The sequence below is a fragment of the Wenyingzhuangia heitensis genome (assembly GCF_011762155.1).
Classification (GTDB): Bacteria; Bacteroidota; Bacteroidia; order Flavobacteriales; family Flavobacteriaceae; genus Wenyingzhuangia; species Wenyingzhuangia heitensis.
Genome location: NZ_JAASQL010000001.1, coordinates 225,907 through 246,098 on the forward strand (window position 1 = coordinate 225,907; position 20,192 = coordinate 246,098).

16 protein-coding genes are annotated in these 20,192 nt (G+C 32.3%); 7 read left to right on the plus strand and 9 right to left on the minus strand.

What is annotated here, in order from left to right:
* The first annotated feature begins 111 nt into the window (after positions 1-111).
* Complete coding sequence (locus FHR24_RS00995) at positions 112-1,467, plus strand: UDP-N-acetylmuramate--L-alanine ligase (RefSeq protein ID WP_167182567.1); 1,356 nt, start codon at positions 112-114, stop codon at positions 1,465-1,467.
* Between the two features lie 52 nt (positions 1,468-1,519).
* Here the strand turns inward: FHR24_RS00995 and FHR24_RS01000 are convergent, their stop codons facing one another.
* From FHR24_RS01000 to FHR24_RS01020, 5 genes are all read right to left on the minus strand, one after another.
* Positions 1,520-2,050 carry a hypothetical protein gene (locus FHR24_RS01000; RefSeq protein WP_167182570.1) on the minus strand — a complete coding sequence of 177 codons (531 nt, stop codon included), beginning with the start codon at positions 2,048-2,050 and terminating at the stop codon, positions 1,520-1,522.
* Between the two features lie 161 nt (positions 2,051-2,211).
* Positions 2,212-3,654, minus strand: a complete 1,443-nt coding sequence (locus FHR24_RS01005; RefSeq protein ID WP_167182573.1) for a TolC family protein — start codon at positions 3,652-3,654, stop codon at positions 2,212-2,214.
* The gene (locus FHR24_RS01010) at positions 3,638-6,856 is read right to left on the minus strand and encodes an efflux RND transporter permease subunit (RefSeq protein WP_167182576.1); all 3,219 of its coding nucleotides are present in this window, start codon (positions 6,854-6,856) and stop codon (positions 3,638-3,640) included. Before FHR24_RS01010 ends, FHR24_RS01005 begins: the two co-directional genes overlap by 17 nt.
* 31 nt (positions 6,857-6,887) lie before the next feature.
* Positions 6,888-7,973: an efflux RND transporter periplasmic adaptor subunit gene (locus FHR24_RS01015; RefSeq protein ID WP_167182579.1), complete on the minus strand. Its 1,086-nt coding sequence runs from the start codon at positions 7,971-7,973 to the stop codon at positions 6,888-6,890.
* Between the two features lie 165 nt (positions 7,974-8,138).
* The gene (locus FHR24_RS01020; protein ID WP_167182581.1) at positions 8,139-8,531 is read right to left on the minus strand and encodes a hypothetical protein; all 393 of its coding nucleotides are present in this window, start codon (positions 8,529-8,531) and stop codon (positions 8,139-8,141) included.
* 269 nt (positions 8,532-8,800) lie between these two features.
* Here FHR24_RS01020 and secDF point away from each other — a divergent pair, with 269 nt between their 5' ends.
* The 4 genes from secDF to obgE all read left to right on the plus strand — a co-directional run bounded on the left by secDF (position 8,801) and on the right by obgE (position 14,143).
* Positions 8,801-11,749, plus strand: coding sequence for a protein translocase subunit SecDF (secDF, locus tag FHR24_RS01025; RefSeq protein ID WP_167182583.1), 2,949 nt, complete (start codon positions 8,801-8,803; stop codon positions 11,747-11,749).
* Positions 11,750-11,817: 68 nt separating this feature from the next.
* Positions 11,818-12,354, plus strand: a complete 537-nt coding sequence (hpt, locus tag FHR24_RS01030) for a hypoxanthine phosphoribosyltransferase (RefSeq protein WP_167182586.1) — start codon at positions 11,818-11,820, stop codon at positions 12,352-12,354.
* A gap of 99 nt (positions 12,355-12,453) precedes the next feature.
* Entirely contained in the window at positions 12,454-13,026 is a 573-nt protein-coding gene (locus tag FHR24_RS01035) for an adenylate kinase (protein WP_167182588.1), read from the plus strand.
* A 115-nt stretch (positions 13,027-13,141) separates the two neighbouring features.
* Positions 13,142-14,143, plus strand: coding sequence for a GTPase ObgE (obgE, locus tag FHR24_RS01040; RefSeq protein ID WP_167182590.1), 1,002 nt, complete (start codon positions 13,142-13,144; stop codon positions 14,141-14,143).
* Positions 14,144-14,176: 33 nt separating this feature from the next.
* Here obgE and FHR24_RS01045 read toward each other — a convergent pair whose 3' ends face one another.
* The 3 genes from FHR24_RS01045 to FHR24_RS01055 are packed head-to-tail and all read right to left on the minus strand — an operon-like array spanning position 14,177 to position 16,785.
* Entirely contained in the window at positions 14,177-14,737 is a 561-nt protein-coding gene (locus tag FHR24_RS01045; RefSeq protein WP_167182592.1) for a porin family protein, read from the minus strand.
* 58 nt (positions 14,738-14,795) lie between these two features.
* The gene (locus FHR24_RS01050) at positions 14,796-16,208 is read right to left on the minus strand and encodes a PAS domain-containing sensor histidine kinase (RefSeq protein WP_167182595.1); all 1,413 of its coding nucleotides are present in this window, start codon (positions 16,206-16,208) and stop codon (positions 14,796-14,798) included.
* 1 nt (position 16,209) lies between these two features.
* Positions 16,210-16,785 (minus strand): DUF4202 domain-containing protein, encoded by a 576-nt coding sequence (locus FHR24_RS01055; RefSeq protein WP_167182598.1) that lies wholly within the window; start codon positions 16,783-16,785, stop codon positions 16,210-16,212.
* Positions 16,786-16,983: 198 nt separating this feature from the next.
* Between FHR24_RS01055 and FHR24_RS01060 the strand changes: the two genes are divergently transcribed.
* Both FHR24_RS01060 and FHR24_RS01065 read left to right on the plus strand, forming a co-directional pair.
* A complete protein-coding gene (locus FHR24_RS01060; protein WP_167182601.1) occupies positions 16,984-17,652 on the plus strand; it encodes a response regulator transcription factor in 669 nt (222 codons plus the stop codon).
* A gap of 43 nt (positions 17,653-17,695) precedes the next feature.
* Positions 17,696-19,231 (plus strand): YifB family Mg chelatase-like AAA ATPase, encoded by a 1,536-nt coding sequence (locus tag FHR24_RS01065; protein WP_167182604.1) that lies wholly within the window; start codon positions 17,696-17,698, stop codon positions 19,229-19,231.
* 2 nt (positions 19,232-19,233) lie between these two features.
* On the opposite strand, the gene FHR24_RS01070 is transcribed toward FHR24_RS01065, so the two are convergent.
* Positions 19,234-20,076 carry a DMT family transporter gene (locus FHR24_RS01070; protein ID WP_243846482.1) on the minus strand — a complete coding sequence of 281 codons (843 nt, stop codon included), beginning with the start codon at positions 20,074-20,076 and terminating at the stop codon, positions 19,234-19,236.
* Between the last annotated feature and the right edge of the window lie 116 nt (positions 20,077-20,192).

A 20,192-nucleotide genomic window follows, 5' to 3' on the forward strand; every position in this document is an offset into this window, starting at 1 on the left:
CCTGCAAACATAAACTTTTTACTAAAACTAACACAGGTTATTTTTTTTGATTTAAAATCATCTTTTAATTCATCTTAATTCCATTACTTTTACATTAAAATCACCTTATAGATGAATATACATTTTATTGCTATTGGCGGAAGTGCAATGCACAACTTAGCCATTGCATTACACAATAAAGGATATCAAGTAACTGGAAGTGATGATACTATTTTTGAACCTTCAAAGTCTAGATTAGCAAACAAAGGACTACTTCCTTTAACTTTTGGATGGTATCCCGAAAAAATAACTACAGAATTGGATGCGGTAATTTTAGGAATGCATGCCAAACCAGACAATACAGAATTGTTAAAAGCTCAAGAATTAGGTTTAAAAATATATTCTTATCCTGAGTTTTTGTACGAACAATCTAAACAAAAAACAAGAGTTGTAATAGGAGGTTCCCACGGAAAAACCACCATTACTTCTATGATTTTACACGTATTAAACTACAACAACATTAAGGTTGATTATATGGTAGGTGCCCAACTAGAAGGGTTTGATACCATGGTACATTTAACCAAAGAAAATGAATTTATAGTTTTAGAAGGTGATGAATATTTATCTAGCCCTATAGACAGACGACCAAAATTCCATTTATACAAACCTAACATTGCTTTGTTAAGCGGTATTGCATGGGATCATATTAATGTTTTTCCTACGTTTGAAAACTACCTAGAGCAGTTTTCTATTTTTACAGACTCCATAACTCCGGGTGGAATTATGGTATACAACACAGAAGATGAACATGTGAAAAATGTAGTTGAAAACTCTGAAAATACCATTAAAAAATATCCGTACACCACTCCTACTTACACTATTGATGATGGTACTACTTTATTAGACACTCCTGAAGGTGATTTGCCTTTAGAAATTTTTGGAAAACACAATTTGCAAAACCTAGCAGGTGCCAAATGGATTTGTCAGCACATGGGAGTTGGAGAAGAAGAATTTTACGAAGCTATTGAAAGTTTTAAAGGAGCCAGCAAACGTTTAGAAAAAATTGTAGAAAACAATACTTCCGTAATTTTTAAAGATTTTGCACACTCTCCTAGTAAAGTAGCAGCAACTACTACTGCAGTTAAAAATCAATACAAAAACAGAACGATTTTAGCTTGTTTAGAACTACACACCTACAGTAGTTTAAATGCTGAATTTTTAAAAGAATACCAAGGAGCTTTAGACAAAGCTGACAAGGCCGTGGTATTTTACTCCCCCAAAGCAGTAGCCATTAAACAATTAGAAGAGGTTACAGAACAGCAAATTAAAGAAGCGTTTAAAAGAGACGATTTGATTATATACACCAACCCAGAAGCGTTCAAAAAATTCTTATTCTCACAAGATTTTAACAATACCGCCACATTGTTAATGAGTTCTGGTAATTATGGAGGATTGGATTTTGAGGAAGTAAAAAATATAATTCAATAAAAAAAACGAGCTGTTTTAAATTTAAAACAGCTCGTTTTTTTTATTGTTTGATTTAAAAACTTTTTCCTACTCCAATTCCTATAGAAATATTAGAAATACCGTCAGTTGCATGATCATAGAAAAAACTTGGAGCTACATCCCAATGATGACCTAAAGCCAAATCATACTCAACTCCAATTCTTACTAAATCTTTTACTTCTCCATCTTCAAAAATAACACCAGGTCCTAGTACAAATTCTAAATGTTCTATAGGATTCCACAAAGCATCTAAAGTAATCACTACAGGATATCTTCTATCTATAACCCCGCCGTGTAACTCCTCTGAAACTTTACTAGAAACTAGTTCAATATCACTAAAGACACCTATTCCCCATTTCTCTTTAAACCAGTATTCATAATCCAACCCAAAAGAAGGAATAGACAATACATCTTTGTTTCCTTCTTCAAAGCCTAAGTTTAAATAAGAATGTCCCAACACTACACTAATTCTGTGCTTTTTTTCTCTTACCTCTTCTGTTTCCTGTGCCACTAAACTCACAGTTCCCAAAAGCAATAATGCAATTAAAATAAATTTATTTTTCATGTTTGTTTTGTTTGTCACTAGCAAAAATATTAAGACTTTTTAATCTTTTATACAACACATTGCTTATTTTACGAAAACGTATTACATACAAAAAGAGCCTAGAGTTTCTGTAAACAGAAACCCCAGGCTCAAAACAAACTAAACTACATGAAAATAGTATCTTAATTCCAACCTCCCCCTAATGCTTTGTACATATTTACATACGCATTCATTTGGTTCTTTTTGGTTTCTATCAATTCAAATTTTGATTCTAATGCATCTCTTTGTGTTAACAAAACTTCCATATAATCTGCTCTAGCAGATCTGAATAATTTATTAGAAATAACAATAGATTCTGCAAGCGCACTTACTTCTTGTTTTTTAAGTTGGAAACTCTTTTCCATATTACTCATTTTAGATAATTTATTAACCACCTCTACATAAGCATTTAAAATAGTACGCTCATAATTATACACTGCCTGTATTTGTTTTGCATTTGCATTGTAATATGTTGCTTTAATTGCTCTTTTATTAATTAGAGGAGCTGTTAAATCTCCTGCTAAAGAATACAATAACGATTTGGGTGTGTTTAACAAATACTTAGCATTAAATGCCTGATAACCGATACCTGCAGACAATCCTAGTGAAGGATAAAATCTAGCTTTAGCAACTTTAACATCTAACTTAGCTGCAGCCAATTCTAATTCCGCTTGTTTAATATCGGGCCTATTGATCAACAATTCAGCAGGAACTCCCGCATGCACAATGTCTGGTTCTAAGGCAACAAATCCTTTATGACTTCTTTCTATTTTACCAGGATATTCACCAATCAAGAAATGAATTCTATTTTCGGTTTCAACAATGTTTTGTTCAATCTCAAACTGAATACTTTTTGTACTGTACACTTGAGCCTCAAATCTACGAACTGCTAACTCTGTAACTCTAGCTGCTTGTTTTTGTAATCTTACAATTTCCAAAGCATCTGTCTGAATTTTGATATTTCGTTTTAAAATTTCTAATTGATTGTCTAAAGCCAACAATTCATAATACGAATTGGCTATTTCAGCAATTAAATTAGTCACCATAAAATTCTTACCTTCTACACTTGCCAAATATCTGCTTACAGCAGATTTTTTGGCATTGTGAAGTTTGTTCCAAATATCAATTTCCCAAGTAGCATAAGCACCTACCATAAAATCTGGCAAAAACTCTGGATTCTCTTTAGTTCCTTTAAACGGAGTCGTCGCATCATTGGCACCTTGGCTAGTATATCTTCCTACTTTTTCGCCACCAGCACCTGCTTGTAAACCTACAAAAGGTAAATACTCTCCTTTTTTTGCACTAATTTCATTTTTAGAAATTTCTATTTCTTGCTTTATAATATTCAATTCCTGATTATTTTCTAAAGCAACATCTATCAGATTAATTAAATTAGAATCGGTAAAATATTCTTTCCAATTTAAGGTAGCCACATTTACACTATCTTTTAAGTTGTTAAAACTCTCTGGAACTTTTGTATTGGCTGTTTTTTGAATGATCTCAGGAGTTTTACAAGCCCACATAGTCAGGATTACTCCTGCTATGAAAAGCCTATACAAACTCTTTGTTTTATTGATTGTTTTCATCTGTTTCTTCTTCTTTGTTAATGGAAAATGTGTCTACTGCATGTACAAAATCATCTGACAATGAAGTTTCTTCTTCATCTTTTATCAGTTTACGACCATCTGCTAGAGTACCAAATATATAATACAACCCTGGCACTATAACAACACCAAAAATGGTCCCAAACAACATTCCTCCTAATGATGAGGCTCCAATGGTAAGATTCCCTACAGCTCCTGGTCCAGAGGCTACCAACAATGGTATTAATCCAGCAATAAAAGCGAAAGAAGTCATTAAAATTGGTCTAAAACGAGCTTTAGCTCCTTCAATAGCCGCATTTAATACTGTTGCTCCTTCGTGATGTTTTTGAATTGCAAATTCTACAATTAAGACGGCATTTTTTCCGAGCAGTCCTACCAACATTACAAGTCCTACTTGCGCATAGATATCGTTAGCTACACCTGCAAATTTGATCAATAAGAATGCACCAAAAATACCAGGTGGTAAAGATAAAATCACCGCTAATGGAAGTATAAAACTCTCATATTGAGCGACCAATACTAAATACACAAATACCAATACGATGATAAAAATATAAATAGCTTCATTCCCTTGCTTTACTTCATCTTTTTGAAGTCCTGCCCAGTCAATATCATATCCTTGTGGCAACGTTTCTTTAGCTACTTCTTGAATAGCTTTAATTGCTTCTCCAGAACTGAATCCATCTGCAGGGGAACATCTAATAGAAGCTGAGTTATACATGTTGTATCTATTTACTTCATAAATTCCTTGAGTCTTTTTCATTCTCATAAAAGAAGAATAAGGAACCTCTTCTCCTCTATCATTTTTAACATAAAGTTTCATGATATCTTCAGGAAGTCTTCTGTATTTTGGATCTGCTTGCACGTATACTTTAAAGTAACGTCCATACTTAATAAACCCTTGATCATAGGTACTCCCTACCAAAATAGATAGATTTTCCATGGCTTCTCCAATAGATACTCCTTTTTGCATTGCTGCTTTGTTATCTATTTCTAATTCGTATTGCGGATAATCTGTGCTATAAAAAGTAAACAGAGATGTAATCTCTTCTCGTTTTTCAAGCTCACTCATAAACTCTTTAGTTGTTCTATCTAAACGCTTATAATCTATGGTGTTGTTTTTATCTAACAACTGCAAAGCAATTCCTCCTGCTGCTCCATATCCTGGCACTGCTGGTGGGTTAAAGAATTCGATTTTTGCTCCAGGAATATCTTTTGCTTTTTCTTCTAATTCTTCTATAATCTCTTTTGCTGTGTGTTCTCTATCTCCCCAAGATTCAAGGTTTATCAATAAAGTTCCTGAGTTAGATCCACGACCTTGAGTTAAAATTTCATATCCTGCCAATGCAGAAACAGACTTAACTCCTTCTACTTCTTTAGCCGCTTCTTGTAATTTACGACTTATAGCGTACGTTCTTTCTAATGTAGATCCTGCTGGTGTTTGTAATACAGAGTATATCATCCCTTGATCTTCATCGGGTACAAATCCTGCAGGAAGTATTTTTGAAATTCCTAAAACACTTATTGAAAAAATAATTAGAACACCAAAAGTGACTGTTTTTCTATTCACAATAAGCTTTAACAGCTTAACATAACTATTTGTAAGTCCATTAAACTTATTGTTAAATCCATCAATAAATTTATTAATAAAGTTCTTTTTCTTTTTAACACCGTGATTGTTTTTTAACAAAATTGCACATAACACAGGTGTTAATGTAAGAGCTACCGTTCCCGAAAGTACAATTGAAGATGCCATTGTAATTGAGAATTGTCTGTAAAAAACACCCGTTGGACCAGACATAAACGCTACAGGTACAAATACCGCAGTCATTAAAAGTGTAATTGCAATTACAGCTCCACTAATTTCACCCAATACGTGTTTAACAGCTACATATGCAGACATATGTGGATTTTCTTCCATTTTAGCATGGACGGCTTCAACCACAACAATGGCATCATCTACCACAATACCAATAGCCAACACCAGAGCAAATAAAGTAATTAAGTTAATTGTTAAACCAAAAGAGAGCATTACAAAAAAGGCACCTATTAAAGACACAGGTACTGCTAAAATTGGAATTAATGTTGATCTCCAATCTCCTAAGAAAATAAATACAACAAGGGCTACCAAAATAAAAGCATCTCTTAACGTATGTATTACTTCATCTATAGAAGTTTCTAAGAAGTTAGAAACGTTGTAACTAATTTCATAATCTACCCCTGGTGGAAAATCTTTTTTTAATTCCTCTAACTTTTCTTTTAATCTATCTATAACCTCTGTAGCATTACTTCCGTATGCTTGGTTTAGTGTAATTGCTGCAGATGGAAATTCATCTTTATTTGAATAAACATCATAAAACTCACTACCCAACTCTACATCAGCAACATCTCCTAAATGAAGTATTTCACCATTAGGTTTGGACCTAAGAATAATATCTTTATACTCTTGAGCCTCATTAAACCTACCTTTATAGGTTAATACATATTCTATAGATTCCGACACTTTACTATCTGCCCTACCAAGTCTTCCTGGAGAACCAATAACACTTTGTTGATCTATGGCTTCCATAATTTCTTTGGTAGAAATATTGTAAGCCCTCATTCTGTCTGGTTTTAACCAAACACGCATTGCATATTGTCTTGTACCAATAATTTTTGCTTGCCCTACTCCTGTTACCCTTTGTAACTCTGGCATTACATTTACATAAGCATAATTAAAGATATACTCCATATCAATGTTGGTAGTATCTTTCCCGTACAAGTTTACATACATTAGCATGTTAGGCATTAATTGTTTTACAATTAAACCTTCTAACTGAACTAACTTAGGCAACCTGTTCTTCATTTGAAGTACGCGATTGTTTACATTTACCAAAGCCTGATTAGGATCTGTTCCTTTATTAAAGACTACTGTAATGTTTGCTTCCCCTGAACTTGCTGCAGTAGAAAACATATATTTCATTCCAGGTACACCGTTAATAGCTTGTTCTAACGGAATAAGAACAGATTTTGTTAACACTGTTGAACTAGCTCCTGGATACGCTAAATACACAACAATCATTGGCGGAGCAATGTCTGGAAATTGTGACTTAGGTAATGTTTTTATGGCCAACATACCCATAAAGACGATTAGTAATGAAATTACTATCGCTAAGGCAGGCCTATGAATAAATTTTTTAAACATGTTCTTTTATTTTTAAGTTTTAGAACTACAATTATTCTGCATGTAAATCTAAATGGGCTATTACCTTCTTAGGATCTTTAAGCTCATATTTAATTTCTTGATTTTCTTTTACTTTTCTAATTCCTTCTAAAAGAATTTTATCACTAGTTTTTAAACCATGGGTTATTACAAACAAGTTTTTCATTTCAACTCCTGTTTCAACCATTCTTGCTTCAAGAATATTTTCATCATTTACCACATAAACATATTTCTTGTCTAAAATCTCATAGGTTGCTTTTTGTGGTATTATCACTACATTTTCTAAAGGAACATCCATTTGAATGTTACCAGTTTCCCCATGTCTTAATAGTTTATTTGGATTAGGGAACGTAGCTCTAAAAGGAATGTTTCCTGTTTCGTTATCAAAATCAGCTATAATTGTTTTTACCAGACCCTTGTCACTAAACAATTTTGTGTTAGCCATTTCTAACTCAACCTCTAACGGATTGTCTTTACTTATTTGTTTGTTTAAATTCAAATATTCAGCCTCTGGTACATTATAATAAACCCACATTTGACTATTATCTGACAAACTTGTTAATAATTGTCCTTCATCAATAAGACTACCTAACCTTACATCGTTAAATCGACCAATATATCCATCAAAAGGAGCTCTAATTTGTGTAAATTGAAAATGTACTTTTTTTAACGACAGCTCTGCATTCGCTTTTGCCAACTTAGCTTTTGCCATTGCCAACTCATTTGATGACACAACGTTTTGACTTGCTAATTTTTTAGTGTTTTTATATTCTATCTCTGCAAAATTTACTTCTGCTTCTGCTTTACTCATTTCTGCCTGGTATAGGTTTGGCATAATTTGAAACAACAGCTCTCCTTTTTTAACATGCTGTCCTTCGTCCACGTAAATGTTTTGTAAATAACCCATTTCCTGAGCTCTCAATTCTATATGTTGAATTGAATGAATTTGGCATACATACTTTTTCTTTATGATAGTATCCATTCTTACAGGAGTAGTAACGTAGTATATATCTTCTTTTTCTTTTTTCTTTTCGTGTTTACAGCTTGTGTGACATAATAAGACACACAGACCCATGATAACTATGAGTGTTTTTTTCATAATAATTCGGTTGTATTTAAATTGTATTTTGTTTGTTTTTAAAAATGTGTGTAGCATAATACACGCGTGCGTTAAGGCTAATAAAAGCCATAAGCATATAGCAGTTTAAATAGATTAAACTGAATAGAAAGAATTAAACAACGTATTGTTTAATTGTAAAAAAAATCAAATTCTAATAACACAAAAAAGAATATGTCTTTTTAAAGACACATAAGAAAAGCTCTTATATACAGAACTTTTTAAAGTAAAAAAGCCTAAGTTAGGCTCTTGTCTATAAACACTTGTAAAGTTACTAAGTGCTGGTAATATTTTATGATGTGATTCTGATTCTTCTTCTTCATCTATTTCCAACACATAATCTTCGTGATGATTATGAATATGCATTTGATGAATAAAAGAAGCTTCTTTTTGATAAGAAATATTATCTCCAGAACCTTCTTGAAGATTTTCTAACTTTTCAAAATCAAAATCATTTCCAACTAAACTAGCATAGCTATTGCTATATCCGCTTAGGAAAACAAGTATTGATAGTGATATTTTAAAAAGAAAATTCTTCATTACCGAGCGAAATTAAATAAAAAGGAGTTCTAAGACAAGGAACTTTTTAAAAAAGTAAGCAATCTGAAAATCATTAAGTTGAACACATACGAATACACAAGAGTTTTAAGGCAAAAAAACAAGCAAGTATTTTATAACAATTTTATATGAAAGAATTATTAAGTTTTTGAATACCTTAACAATTCACCTCTAAAATTAGCCTTTATTCAGTTGAAATATTATATTTGCGGACTTACATAAAATTTAGTTGAGAAAACACATATAAAAAAATGCAAAACAAGGGACTTATCAGATTATTTGCAATCCTTTTCGGATTGGTTAGTTTGTACTCTTTATCTTTTACTTTTTTCGCAAACAAAGTAGAAAAAGAGGCTAAAACTTACGCATATGCAAATGCAGAGGAAAACAGTGGTAGAGAAATTGCTAGATTAGAGAAGGCTTACTTAGATTCTGTAGCTAACATTGAAGGAGTTTTAGGATTTGGAAAATTTACCTACAACGACATTAAAGACAAAGAAATTAACTTAGGTCTAGACTTAAAAGGTGGTATTAACGCTACTTTACAAGTATCTGTAAAAGACATTTTAGTTGGATTGTCTAACGACTCTAAAAACCCAGCTTTTAACAAAGCCTTAGAGGCAGCAACTGTTGCTCAAAAAAATTCATCTCAAAGTTATTTTGAGTTGTTCTACCAAGAATTTGAAAACATAGCTGGAGACACTAAACTGAGCGATCCTTCTATTTTTGGAACTAAAAACTTAAGAGAAAAAATTAAGTTTAACACCACAAATTCAGAGGCAAAAGAAATTATTGCTAGCGAGATAGATGCATCTATTTCTACAGCTTTTCAAGTATTGCGTTCTCGTATAGATAAGTTTGGAGTTACACAACCCAACATTCAAAGAATTGGTACTTCTGGTAGAATTTTAATTGAATTGCCAGGTGCTAAAGATGTAGAACGTGTAAAAAAATTATTACAATCTACTGCAGAATTACAATTTTGGGAAGTACATACAGGACAAGAATTGGTTCAATTTTTAGTAGCTGCCAACCAACAAGTAGCAGAAACTATTGAAGCTGAAACTCCTGAAAAGAAAGAAACAAAAGAAGGAGACGATTCTATCAACGATTTATTAGGAGATGTTGAAAACGATTCTATCAACCAACCTAAAGTAGTTAGCTTGTTTAGCTTTTTACAGCCAACAGGTCAAGCATCTTCTGTAATTGGATATGCTTCTGTAAAAGATACTGCTAAAGTAAATAGTTACTTAAATAAAAAAGAAGTTAGAGCATTATTAACTGGAGAGTTTAAATACACTAAGTTTTTATGGGATGCAAAATCTAAAGATGATTTTTTATCACTATATGCAATAAAGTCTAACAGAAACGACAAAGCTCCTATTGAAGGAGATGTAATTTCTGATGCAAGTCAACAGTTTGACCAATTAGGAGCTAATCCTGAAGTAAGCATGAGCATGAACGGAAACGGAACAAAATTATGGGCAAAAATGACCTCTGAAAACGAAGGGAAATTTGTTGCTGTAGTTTTAGATGATTACGTTTATACTGCACCTAGAGTAAATGATGCTATTACAGGAGGTAGAACTTCTATTTCTGGAAACTTTACTATTGAAGAAGCAACCGATTTAGCTAACGTATTAAAAGCTGGTAAATTACCTGCTGCTGCTCACATTATTCAATCTGAAGTTGTTGGACCATCATTAGGTCAAGAAGCTATTAGCGCTTCTATGATTTCTTTTGCTATTGCAATCTTATTAGTATTAGTTTGGATGATTTTATACTACGGAAAAGCAGGTTGGTACGCAAATGTTGCTTTGTTAGTAAACATCTTATTTATTTTTGGAGTACTAACATCTTTTGGAGCCGTGTTAACATTACCAGGTATTGCAGGTATTATTTTAACCATTGGTATGTCCGTTGATGCGAACGTTATTATTTTTGAAAGAATTAAAGAAAACTTGGCAGCAGGTCAGGGAATTGGAGCAGCTATTTCTAACGGGTTTAGTATTAAAGGTGCTTTATCTGCTATTATTGATGCCAACATTACTACTTTGTTAACAGGTGGTATTTTATATATTTTTGGAACAGGACCTATTCAAGGATTTGCTTTCACATTAATCGTAGGTATTTTAACATCATTATTTACAGCAATTTTTATTACAAGAATGTTGTTAGATGGAGCTACTACCAAAGGAAAAACATTAGCATTTGCTACTGCAACTACTAAAAAATGGTTTACAAATATTAACATAGAATTTTTACAAAAACGCAAACTAGCCTACATCATTTCTGGTGTTGTAATTGTTATTGGTATTGGATCTTTATTTACCAACGGGCTAAACTACGGAGTTGATTTTGTTGGAGGTAGAACTTACACAGTCCGTTTTGACAAAGAAGTAAATCCATCAGAAGTTTCGGGATCTTTAAAAGAAATTTTTGGATCGGCCCCAGAAGTAAAAACTTACGGATCTAACAACCAGTTAAAAGTTACCACAAAGTACTTAATTGAAGAAGAAGGTGCAGAAGTTGATACTAAAGTTCAAGTTGCTTTGTTTAACGGATTAAAACAATATTTACCAGCAGGAACAACTATAGAAGACTTTAAAGGAGGTTTTGATGGACAAACAATTGGAGTATTTTCTTACGCTAAAGTAGAGCCAACAATTGCTGATGATATTAAAGAATCTGCAGGTTTAGCTGTTATTGCATCCTTAATTGGAGTGTTTTTATACATCTTGTTAAGATTTAAAAAGTGGGAATTCTCTTTAGGAGCTGTAGCCGCTGTATTTCATGATGTATTAGTTGTATTAGCAGTATTCTCATTAACTTATAAGTTAATGCCATTTGATATGGAGATTGGACAATCCTTTATTGCAGCAATCTTAACCGTAGTAGGATACTCATTAAACGATACCGTGGTAATATTTGATAGAATTCGTGAATTTACAACAGAACACCCAAAGTGGTCTTTCTTAGATGTTGTTAACAAAGGATTAAGTTCTACATTAGGACGTACCATTAACACGTCTATTACTACATTGGTTGTATTATTAGCCATTTTCTTATTTGGAGGAGACAGCATTAAAGGATTTATGTTTGCATTAATTGTGGGAGTTGTAGTTGGTACTTACTCTTCATTATTTATTGCATCACCTATTATGTACGACATGGCTAAGAAAAACGCAGATAAAAAATAAGACACCGTCTATTTACATAACAAAAACCGCTTCATAAATTGAAGCGGTTTTTTTATACATATTAAAATATGGACATTAAATTACACAACAAAACATTTGAGCCTTATATAAGCTCCAATACAATTGCAAAAGCGGTTTCTAAAGTTGCTGATGAAATAAGCAAAGATTATCAAAATGAAATTCCGCTATTTTTAGGCGTTTTAAACGGTTCATTTATGTTTTGTACCGATTTACTAAAACAATACAATCACTCTTGTGAAATTAGCTTTATCAAACTAGCATCCTACCAACAAACAAGTTCAACAGGAATCGTAAATCAATTAATTGGTTTAAATGAAGACTTAACAAATAGAACTGTAATTATTGTAGAAGATATTGTTGACACAGGAAACACCTTAGAAAAAATAGTATCTCTTTTAAAAGAACATCCCATTAAAGAATTTAAGGCAGCTAGTCTTTTTTTAAAACCCACGGTTTACAACAAATCTATTCCTATTGATTATGTGGGATTAGAAATTCCTAACGATTTTATATTGGGTTATGGATTAGATTACGATGGATTGGGAAGAAACTTAGCCGAAATTTACAAACTAAAAGAAAAATAAGATTTCTTTGTTTTAGGAATTCAACTGTTATACGTACATTTGCAATCTGTTATTAACTAATTATTATTTCCTGACTTACAGGAATTTAAACATACATAGATGAAAAACATAGTTTTATTTGGACCTCCAGGAGCAGGAAAAGGAACGCAAGCAGACGTTTTAAAAGACAAATACAATTTGGTACACATATCTACAGGAGATGTGTTTCGTTTTAACATAAAAAATGAAACTGAATTAGGTCTGTTAGCTAAATCTTATATTGACAACGGAAACTTAGTGCCAGATGAAGTAACTATTAATATGTTAGAGGCTGAGGTTGAAAAAAATTCTGAAGCAAACGGATTTATTTTTGATGGATTTCCAAGAACAGAATCTCAAGCAGAAGCTTTAGATGCCTTTTTATCTAAAAAAGGAGCTACTATTAATGCAATGATTGCTTTAGAGGTAGAAGAAGATGTTTTGGTAACTCGTTTGTTAGAAAGAGGAAAAGTATCTGGTCGTGCAGATGACCAAGACGAATCTAAAATTAGAAATCGTTTTAACGAATACAATACCAAAACAGCTATTGTTAAAGATTACTACGAAAAACAAGACAAATATTACGGAATTAACGGAGTAGGTTCTATTGATGGAATTACTGCTTTGATTTCTAAAGTGGTAGATTCTTTATAAGAAATCAACAAAACATATAAAAATAGCTATCAACTTTAGAATTAAGTGGGTAGCTATTTTCTATTTTTGCACTATTAATTAGGTTTCATCATTTTAGAAACCAAAAGCTATTAACATGACTGACGGAAATTTTATTGACTATATTAAAATATATGCAGCCTCTGGTAAAGGAGGTCAAGGTTCTATGCACTTACACAGAGAAAAGTTTGTAGAAAAAGGAGGTCCAGATGGTGGTGATGGTGGTCGTGGTGGACATGTTATTTTAAAAGGAAATAAAGAAATGTGGACCTTACACCATTTACGTTTCTTAAAACATACCAGAGCAGGACATGGTGGTTCTGGTAGCGCAAGTAGAAGTACCGGTTCTGATGGAGAAGACAAATACTTACAAGTCCCATTAGGAACCATAGTTCGTGATGCCGACACTCAAGAAATTTTATTTGAAATTACAGAACACGAACAAGAAATTCTTTTATGTGAAGGAGGTAAAGGTGGATTAGGAAACTGGCACTTTAAAAGTTCTACCAATCAAACACCAAGATATGCCCAACCAGGTATGCCTATTGTTGATGGGTGGTTTCAAATTGAATTAAAAATATTAGCAGATGTTGGTTTGGTTGGATTTCCCAATGCAGGAAAATCAACTTTACTATCTGTTGTTAGTGCAGCAAAACCAAAAATTGCAGATTATGCATTTACTACCTTAAAACCGAATGTAGGAATTGTAGGATATAGAGATTTTCAAAGCTTTGTAATGGCAGATATTCCTGGAATTATTGAAGGTGCTAACGAAGGAAAAGGTTTAGGTCATTATTTTTTACGTCATATAGAACGCAACTCTACCTTATTATTTATGATTCCTGCAGATTCCGATGACATTAGAACAGACTATAACATTCTATTAAACGAGTTAAAATTACACAACCCGGAATTATTACACAAAGATAGATTGTTAGCCATTACTAAATCTGACATGTTAGATGATGAGTTAAGACAAGAAATGGAACAAGAACTTCCTGAAGGTATTAAGACGTTATTTATATCTTCTATTGCCAACATAGGGATTACAGAGCTAAAAGACGAACTTTGGTCTATGTTAAATAAAGAAACAGTTTAAAAAAAAAACCCGATTTTAAAATCGGGATTTTTTTTATAGGTTAATACCTACAAATACCTGGTACATGGTATTAAAAGCATCAGTATCTTCATAAGCAGATATTAAACCATGGTAATACCTTACTCCAACCGTTATACCGGGGTTAATAGCAATACCTAAACCTCCGTTTATCCCCATATCAAATGTATTGGGTGATGTGGTTTCTGTAGTGCTCCCAAAAAGTAAATCTGTTTCTTCTTTTTTACTAATATTCACAGCAAACTGTGGACCAAGCTCAACATATAAAGGTTTTGCAATGTAACCTTTAAACATTAAAGGCACCTGAATATAATCCAGCTTAACCGTTTTAGCAGCATTATCTTTAAAACCTAATTGAGAATAAATAATTTCTGGTTGAAAAGACAAATGATCTGTTATTTGATGCTCTCCATACACACCAACATGAAACCCGTTTCTATGATCAACATCGTTATCTGCACTTAACGATGACAAGTTGTAACCCGCTTTAATTCCAAAAAAAGATTTTTTTCCATCTTCTTGTGCAAAAACAGTAACTCCAACAAATAAGGCAACTAATAAAACTTTAACTTTCATAATTTTAAATTTTATGGTTAGTAGTTTTTATAATCCAAAAAATATACCAAGAAAAAAATTACTTATCTATAGGAACCACAATATGCACAGTAGTTCCTTTGTTAGGTTCTGATGATATTCTTAATTCTCCCCCAAAATAATTTACACGTTCTTTCATAAAACGCAAACCATTTCCCGTTCCTTCAACTGTATTAGTAACATTTTTAGGATCAAAACCAACACCTTCATCTTCTACTTTTATTTTTAAATAAGAATCTGTATGGTCTAAAGTAATTAGAATATATTCTGATTCTGAATACTTTAAAGCGTTGTTCACAGCCTCTTGCACAACCCTATATATATTGACCTCTACGTTATTATCCAAACGTTTATCAAATTCAGATACGTTTTCGTACAATACTTTATGCCCCGTAAAGTTACCAACCATATTGGTCATTTTTCGAATGGCAGATGCCACACCGTGATCTGTTAATTCTGGTGGTGCCAAACTAAATGTAACTGCTCTAACATCTTTAATCAATTGTCCAAAAACCTCTTTTAAAGAAGTTAAACTTTCTTCGGCTTTAGTATGGTTTGTCAAATCAATTCCATCAATGTTAAAACGCAATGCCGTTAACATTTGTCCAATACCATCGTGTATATCTTTCGCAATACGTTTACGTTCATCTTCTTGAGCCGTCATAATTTGCTGAGATAAATCTTTTTGAGATTGTACCTCTGCCACAAATTTACTCCTGCTTACTCTTTGCATTTCTAAACCTGCATGTTTACGTTTGGTAATATCATGACACACAATTAATCTACGTTTAGAATTTTTTAGATTGTCCATATTAATAATCGACATTTCAATCCAAAAAATTTCTCCTTGGTGGTTGGTCAATCTCAACTCCTTATTCACCAACTCACCCGTTGCTGTAGTTAATATTTTACGGATCTTATGGTGTTGATTGTGTTTATAAGTTAAAACCTCCTCAAATTTACGGAACGTTAGATCTTCTTTATGTCCTAAATATTCTTCAAATTTTTTACTGATGTATGCAATTCTATTTTCATCGGTAATGGTAGCATATAAAACTGCATTGTTTACGGCAAAATTTAATTCTCTAAAACGGAGTAACGTATTTTCTCTAGACGACAAAGGCCTGTCTGAATTGTGTACATTATTTTTAATAGCCAACAAATCAGTAATTAAATCTAGATAACTAATATAGGTAGGTCTAATTAATTTAAATAAAATCCACCCTAAGTACCCTAAAACAAAAACAGAAATTAAAGCTAAATTAACTTTTAGACTTTTGATATCATCTTGTGTCATTAAGACTGTATTCTCTTTGGATAGTTGATTTTGTATAATGTAACTCATCACAATAACAACCACAAACAACAGGAAAAATGCTCCTGAAATTTTGGATCTTCTTTTTTGCAAAATAGATCTTTCCCTATCCGATAAATACGTATCTAATAACCCCATATTATGCTAATGCTTTTTGTACCAATGCCAATCCTGTGCTAGAAAAAGGTAGCTGCATTGCTGCCTCGTGTCCTTTTTCAGACATTTTACCCCAAGTTTTCTGAACAATGTCTATCATTTTTTCTTCGCTATGTTTGGCAGCAAAACCATCAAAGTAAAATTCTAAAAACACCAAACAAATCACATCTTCAATTGCTTGTGTTAATTCATTCTTTTTCAATTGTTTTTTTAACAACATCATGGTCACCTCTTCTATCAACTCTTGTTCATAACCTACAGAGCTTAATATTTCTTGTGCTTTTTCTGCATGTAGTTTTTTCAATTCATTTCGCCATTTTAAATAACCGACTCTATCCATAGGATAAGAATCTCTAGCTATTTCCCATCTGCAAATGTGCTGACATCTAGCTGCTATTTTTAAAGATTCTGGAGCATTTGGCATAAACTCTTCTAACCTACGAGTCATTCTAACACCATAAATATATTCCTTAGCATAACTTTCTCCTTTATAAACTTCTTTATTAGGGTCTTTTTTGTTTGCCTGATCTATCAATTCTATCGCTTTCTCGTATTTCATTATTTAGTATTTAATATCACTGTTTTACTATGCCTTATCTATTTATACAAAGTTCGTTAAAAAAGCAACAAATTTTACACAGAAAGCAAAGTAATAGCAAATATTCGAAAAAATTACGTAGATTTTTTTGTGTATTTACGTAATTTCGTTGTAGTTTTACGTAAAATTTTATTAAGTATCTGATATTATATTAATTAAATGAATCAAATTAACATTCTACTCGTTGATGACCACTTACTTGTAAGAAATGGGCTACGTTCTTTACTAGAAAGTGAGCCTAATTTTACTGTTGTTGGAGAAGGTACTAATGGACAAGAAGGGGTTGATTTAACACTGGAGTTAAATCCAGATATTTTAATTATAGACGTTAGAATGCCTATAATGAACGGAATAGAAGCTGTTGCTAAATTGACCGAAACAGGTACTGCAACTAGATCTATTATTCTGTCTATGCATGACTCTGAAGAATATATTTTAAAAGCTATTTCTGCAGGAGCTAGCGGATATTTATTAAAAGACACCAATAAAGATGAATTTGTAAAAGCCATTACAAGTGTACATAACGGTGGAAAATACTTTAGCGGAGACACTACAGATGCTATTGTAAAAAGTTTGATTAATGGAGTAGGAAGTCAACCTTCTAAACCTAGTCCAATGCAAGCAAACACTGCTGTATCTAAATTAACTAAAAAGGAGTCCGAAATTTTAGAGTTTATTTTAAACGGATTTACCAATTTAGAAATTGCAGAAAAACTAGGAAAAAGTAAACGTACTATTGAAACACATCGATTTAATTTGATGAAAAAACTAGACGTTAAAAACCTAGTAGAATTATCTAAAAAAGCTCAAGAATTAGGCTTTCTATAACTTTAATTTTATTTTAATAACTTTAGTAAGAAATTAACTTGCTATGTTAGAAAAAGTATACGCTGCTGCCTTTCTGGGAGTAGATGCTACCATTATTACTATTGAAGTAAATATAGACAAAGGAATAGGATATCATTTAGTTGGGCTGCCAGACAATGCTGTAAAAGAAAGTAACTTTAGAATTCATGCAGCTTTAAAAAACAACAATCTTCACTTTCCTGGTAAAAAAATTACGGTAAACATGGCTCCAGCAGACATGCGTAAAGAAGGAACTTCTTACGACATTTCTTTAGCCGTAGGAATACTAGCAGCCTCTAAACAAGTAGATTCGGAAAAATTAAAAGACTATATTGTAATGGGCGAACTTTCTTTAGACGGAAGTTTACAATCTATAAAAGGAGTATTACCTATTGCTATTGAAGCAAAAAAACAAGGATTTAAAGGAATTCTACTTCCTGTAGAAAATGCAAAAGAAGCTGCTTTAATTGATGACTTTGAGGTTTATGGACTACAAAACATTAAAGAAGTAACCGATTTTTTAGATGATACCACAACATTTACTCCTCTACTATTTGATACTCAAAAATACCTAAACGAGATTGAAAACAAGTTTAGTTATGATTTTATGGATGTGAAAGGACAAGAATCTGTAAAAAGAGCCTTAGAAATAGCTGCCTCTGGCGGACACAATGTGTTGTTAATTGGCCCTCCTGGATCTGGAAAAACAATGCTAGCTAAAAGATTACCAAGTATACTACCCTCTATGTCTTTACACGAAGCCATAGAAACCACTAAAATTCATTCCGTAGCAGGCAACACCAAAAACAAAGAAGGCTTAATTCTAGAACGTCCTTTTAGAGCTCCACACCACACCGTTTCTGATGTGGCTTTAGTTGGTGGTGGACAATATCCCCAACCTGGAGAAATTTCTTTAGCACACAACGGAGTCTTGTTTCTAGACGAATTACCCGAATTTAAAAGAAGCGTATTAGAAGTGATGAGACAACCGCTAGAGGATAGAGAAGTGACCATTTCTAGAGCTAAATTTACCATTACCTATCCCAGTAGTTTTATGTTAATGGCTAGTATGAATCCATCACCTAGCGGTGATTTTATAAATGATGATAGTAAAATTCAATCTTCTTCTTTAGAAGTAAAAAAGTATTTAAACAAAATATCAGGACCTTTATTAGATAGAATTGACTTACACATAGAGGTTAATCCTGTTCCTTTTGAAAAGTTAAGTAATGAAATTCCTGCCGAATCTAGTAAACTCATCAAACAAAGAGTGCAAACAGCAAGGGACATTCAAACCAAAAGATACGCAGACAAAAGAAATATTCATTACAACGCACAAATGGATGTGAAACAAATAAAAGAATACTGTAAGTTAACTACAGAGACTAAAAATTTACTAAAAAAAGCAATGGAATCTTTAAACTTATCTGCTAGAGCTTATGATAGAATTTTAAAAGTTAGTAGAACTATTGCAGACTTAGACAATTCTGAAAACATAGAATCTAGACATATTGCCGAGGCTATTCAATACCGAAGCCTAGACAGGGAGCATTGGGTTTAATCTTACTTTTTACTTCTTTTTAAATAAACATTATAAATCAATCCAAACATAATTAAGAACACCCCTAAAAGAGTCCACAAGTTGTAGGCTTCTCCAAACCAAAAAGCTCCAATTAAAATCATAAACACCACCTCTAAATACTTTAAAGGAGCTATTATATTTGTTTCGTAAGATTGAAATGCTTTTGTTAAATACAACTGTCCAAAATATCCAAAAACACCTAAACTTAACAACAACAGCCATTCTATTATATTAGGATTCTTCCAATAATTAATAGACATTATTCCTCCAAAGACAAATGCCATTACCATAAAATAATTGATAATCACTAATGGATGTTCTGAGTTTCCAATTTTACGAATCAAGACAAATATCAAACCTAAAAAAACAGCAGATAATAGTACAAAAAACAAACCTATAGAATTTACATTTACTCCAAATCCTTTAATAATTAAAACCCCTGCAAATGCAATTAAAAACAACAACCATTGTATCGGTTTTATTTTTTCTTTTAAAAAAACAGAGGCTAAAACTGCAGCAAATATTGGAGATGTATATCTTAAAGAAACAGCCGTACCTAGTGCTAAATAATTTAAAGACTGAAAGAAACAGGTTAAAGAAATTACTCCTGCTAAACCTCTAAGGAGCAACCATTTTTTATGATTTCCTAGAATTGGAATTTTATATTTAAGAAGTAACGGAAGTGTAAAAAATAATGTTCCAATAGATCTAAAAAAAACAATTTGATAAGCACTAAAATCATTTAAGTATTTAACCACTGTATTCATTAACGAAAAAGCAATTACACTAAAAATCATATATAAAATTGCTTTTGAGCTTTGCATAAAAAAAGTTTTTACTATTTAGACTGTAAGAGCTTATAAAATTAATATTTAAAAACTAAAAAAGACTTTAGATTCTCTAAAACAAAAGCAAAAGACACGCTGCATTATTTTACCTC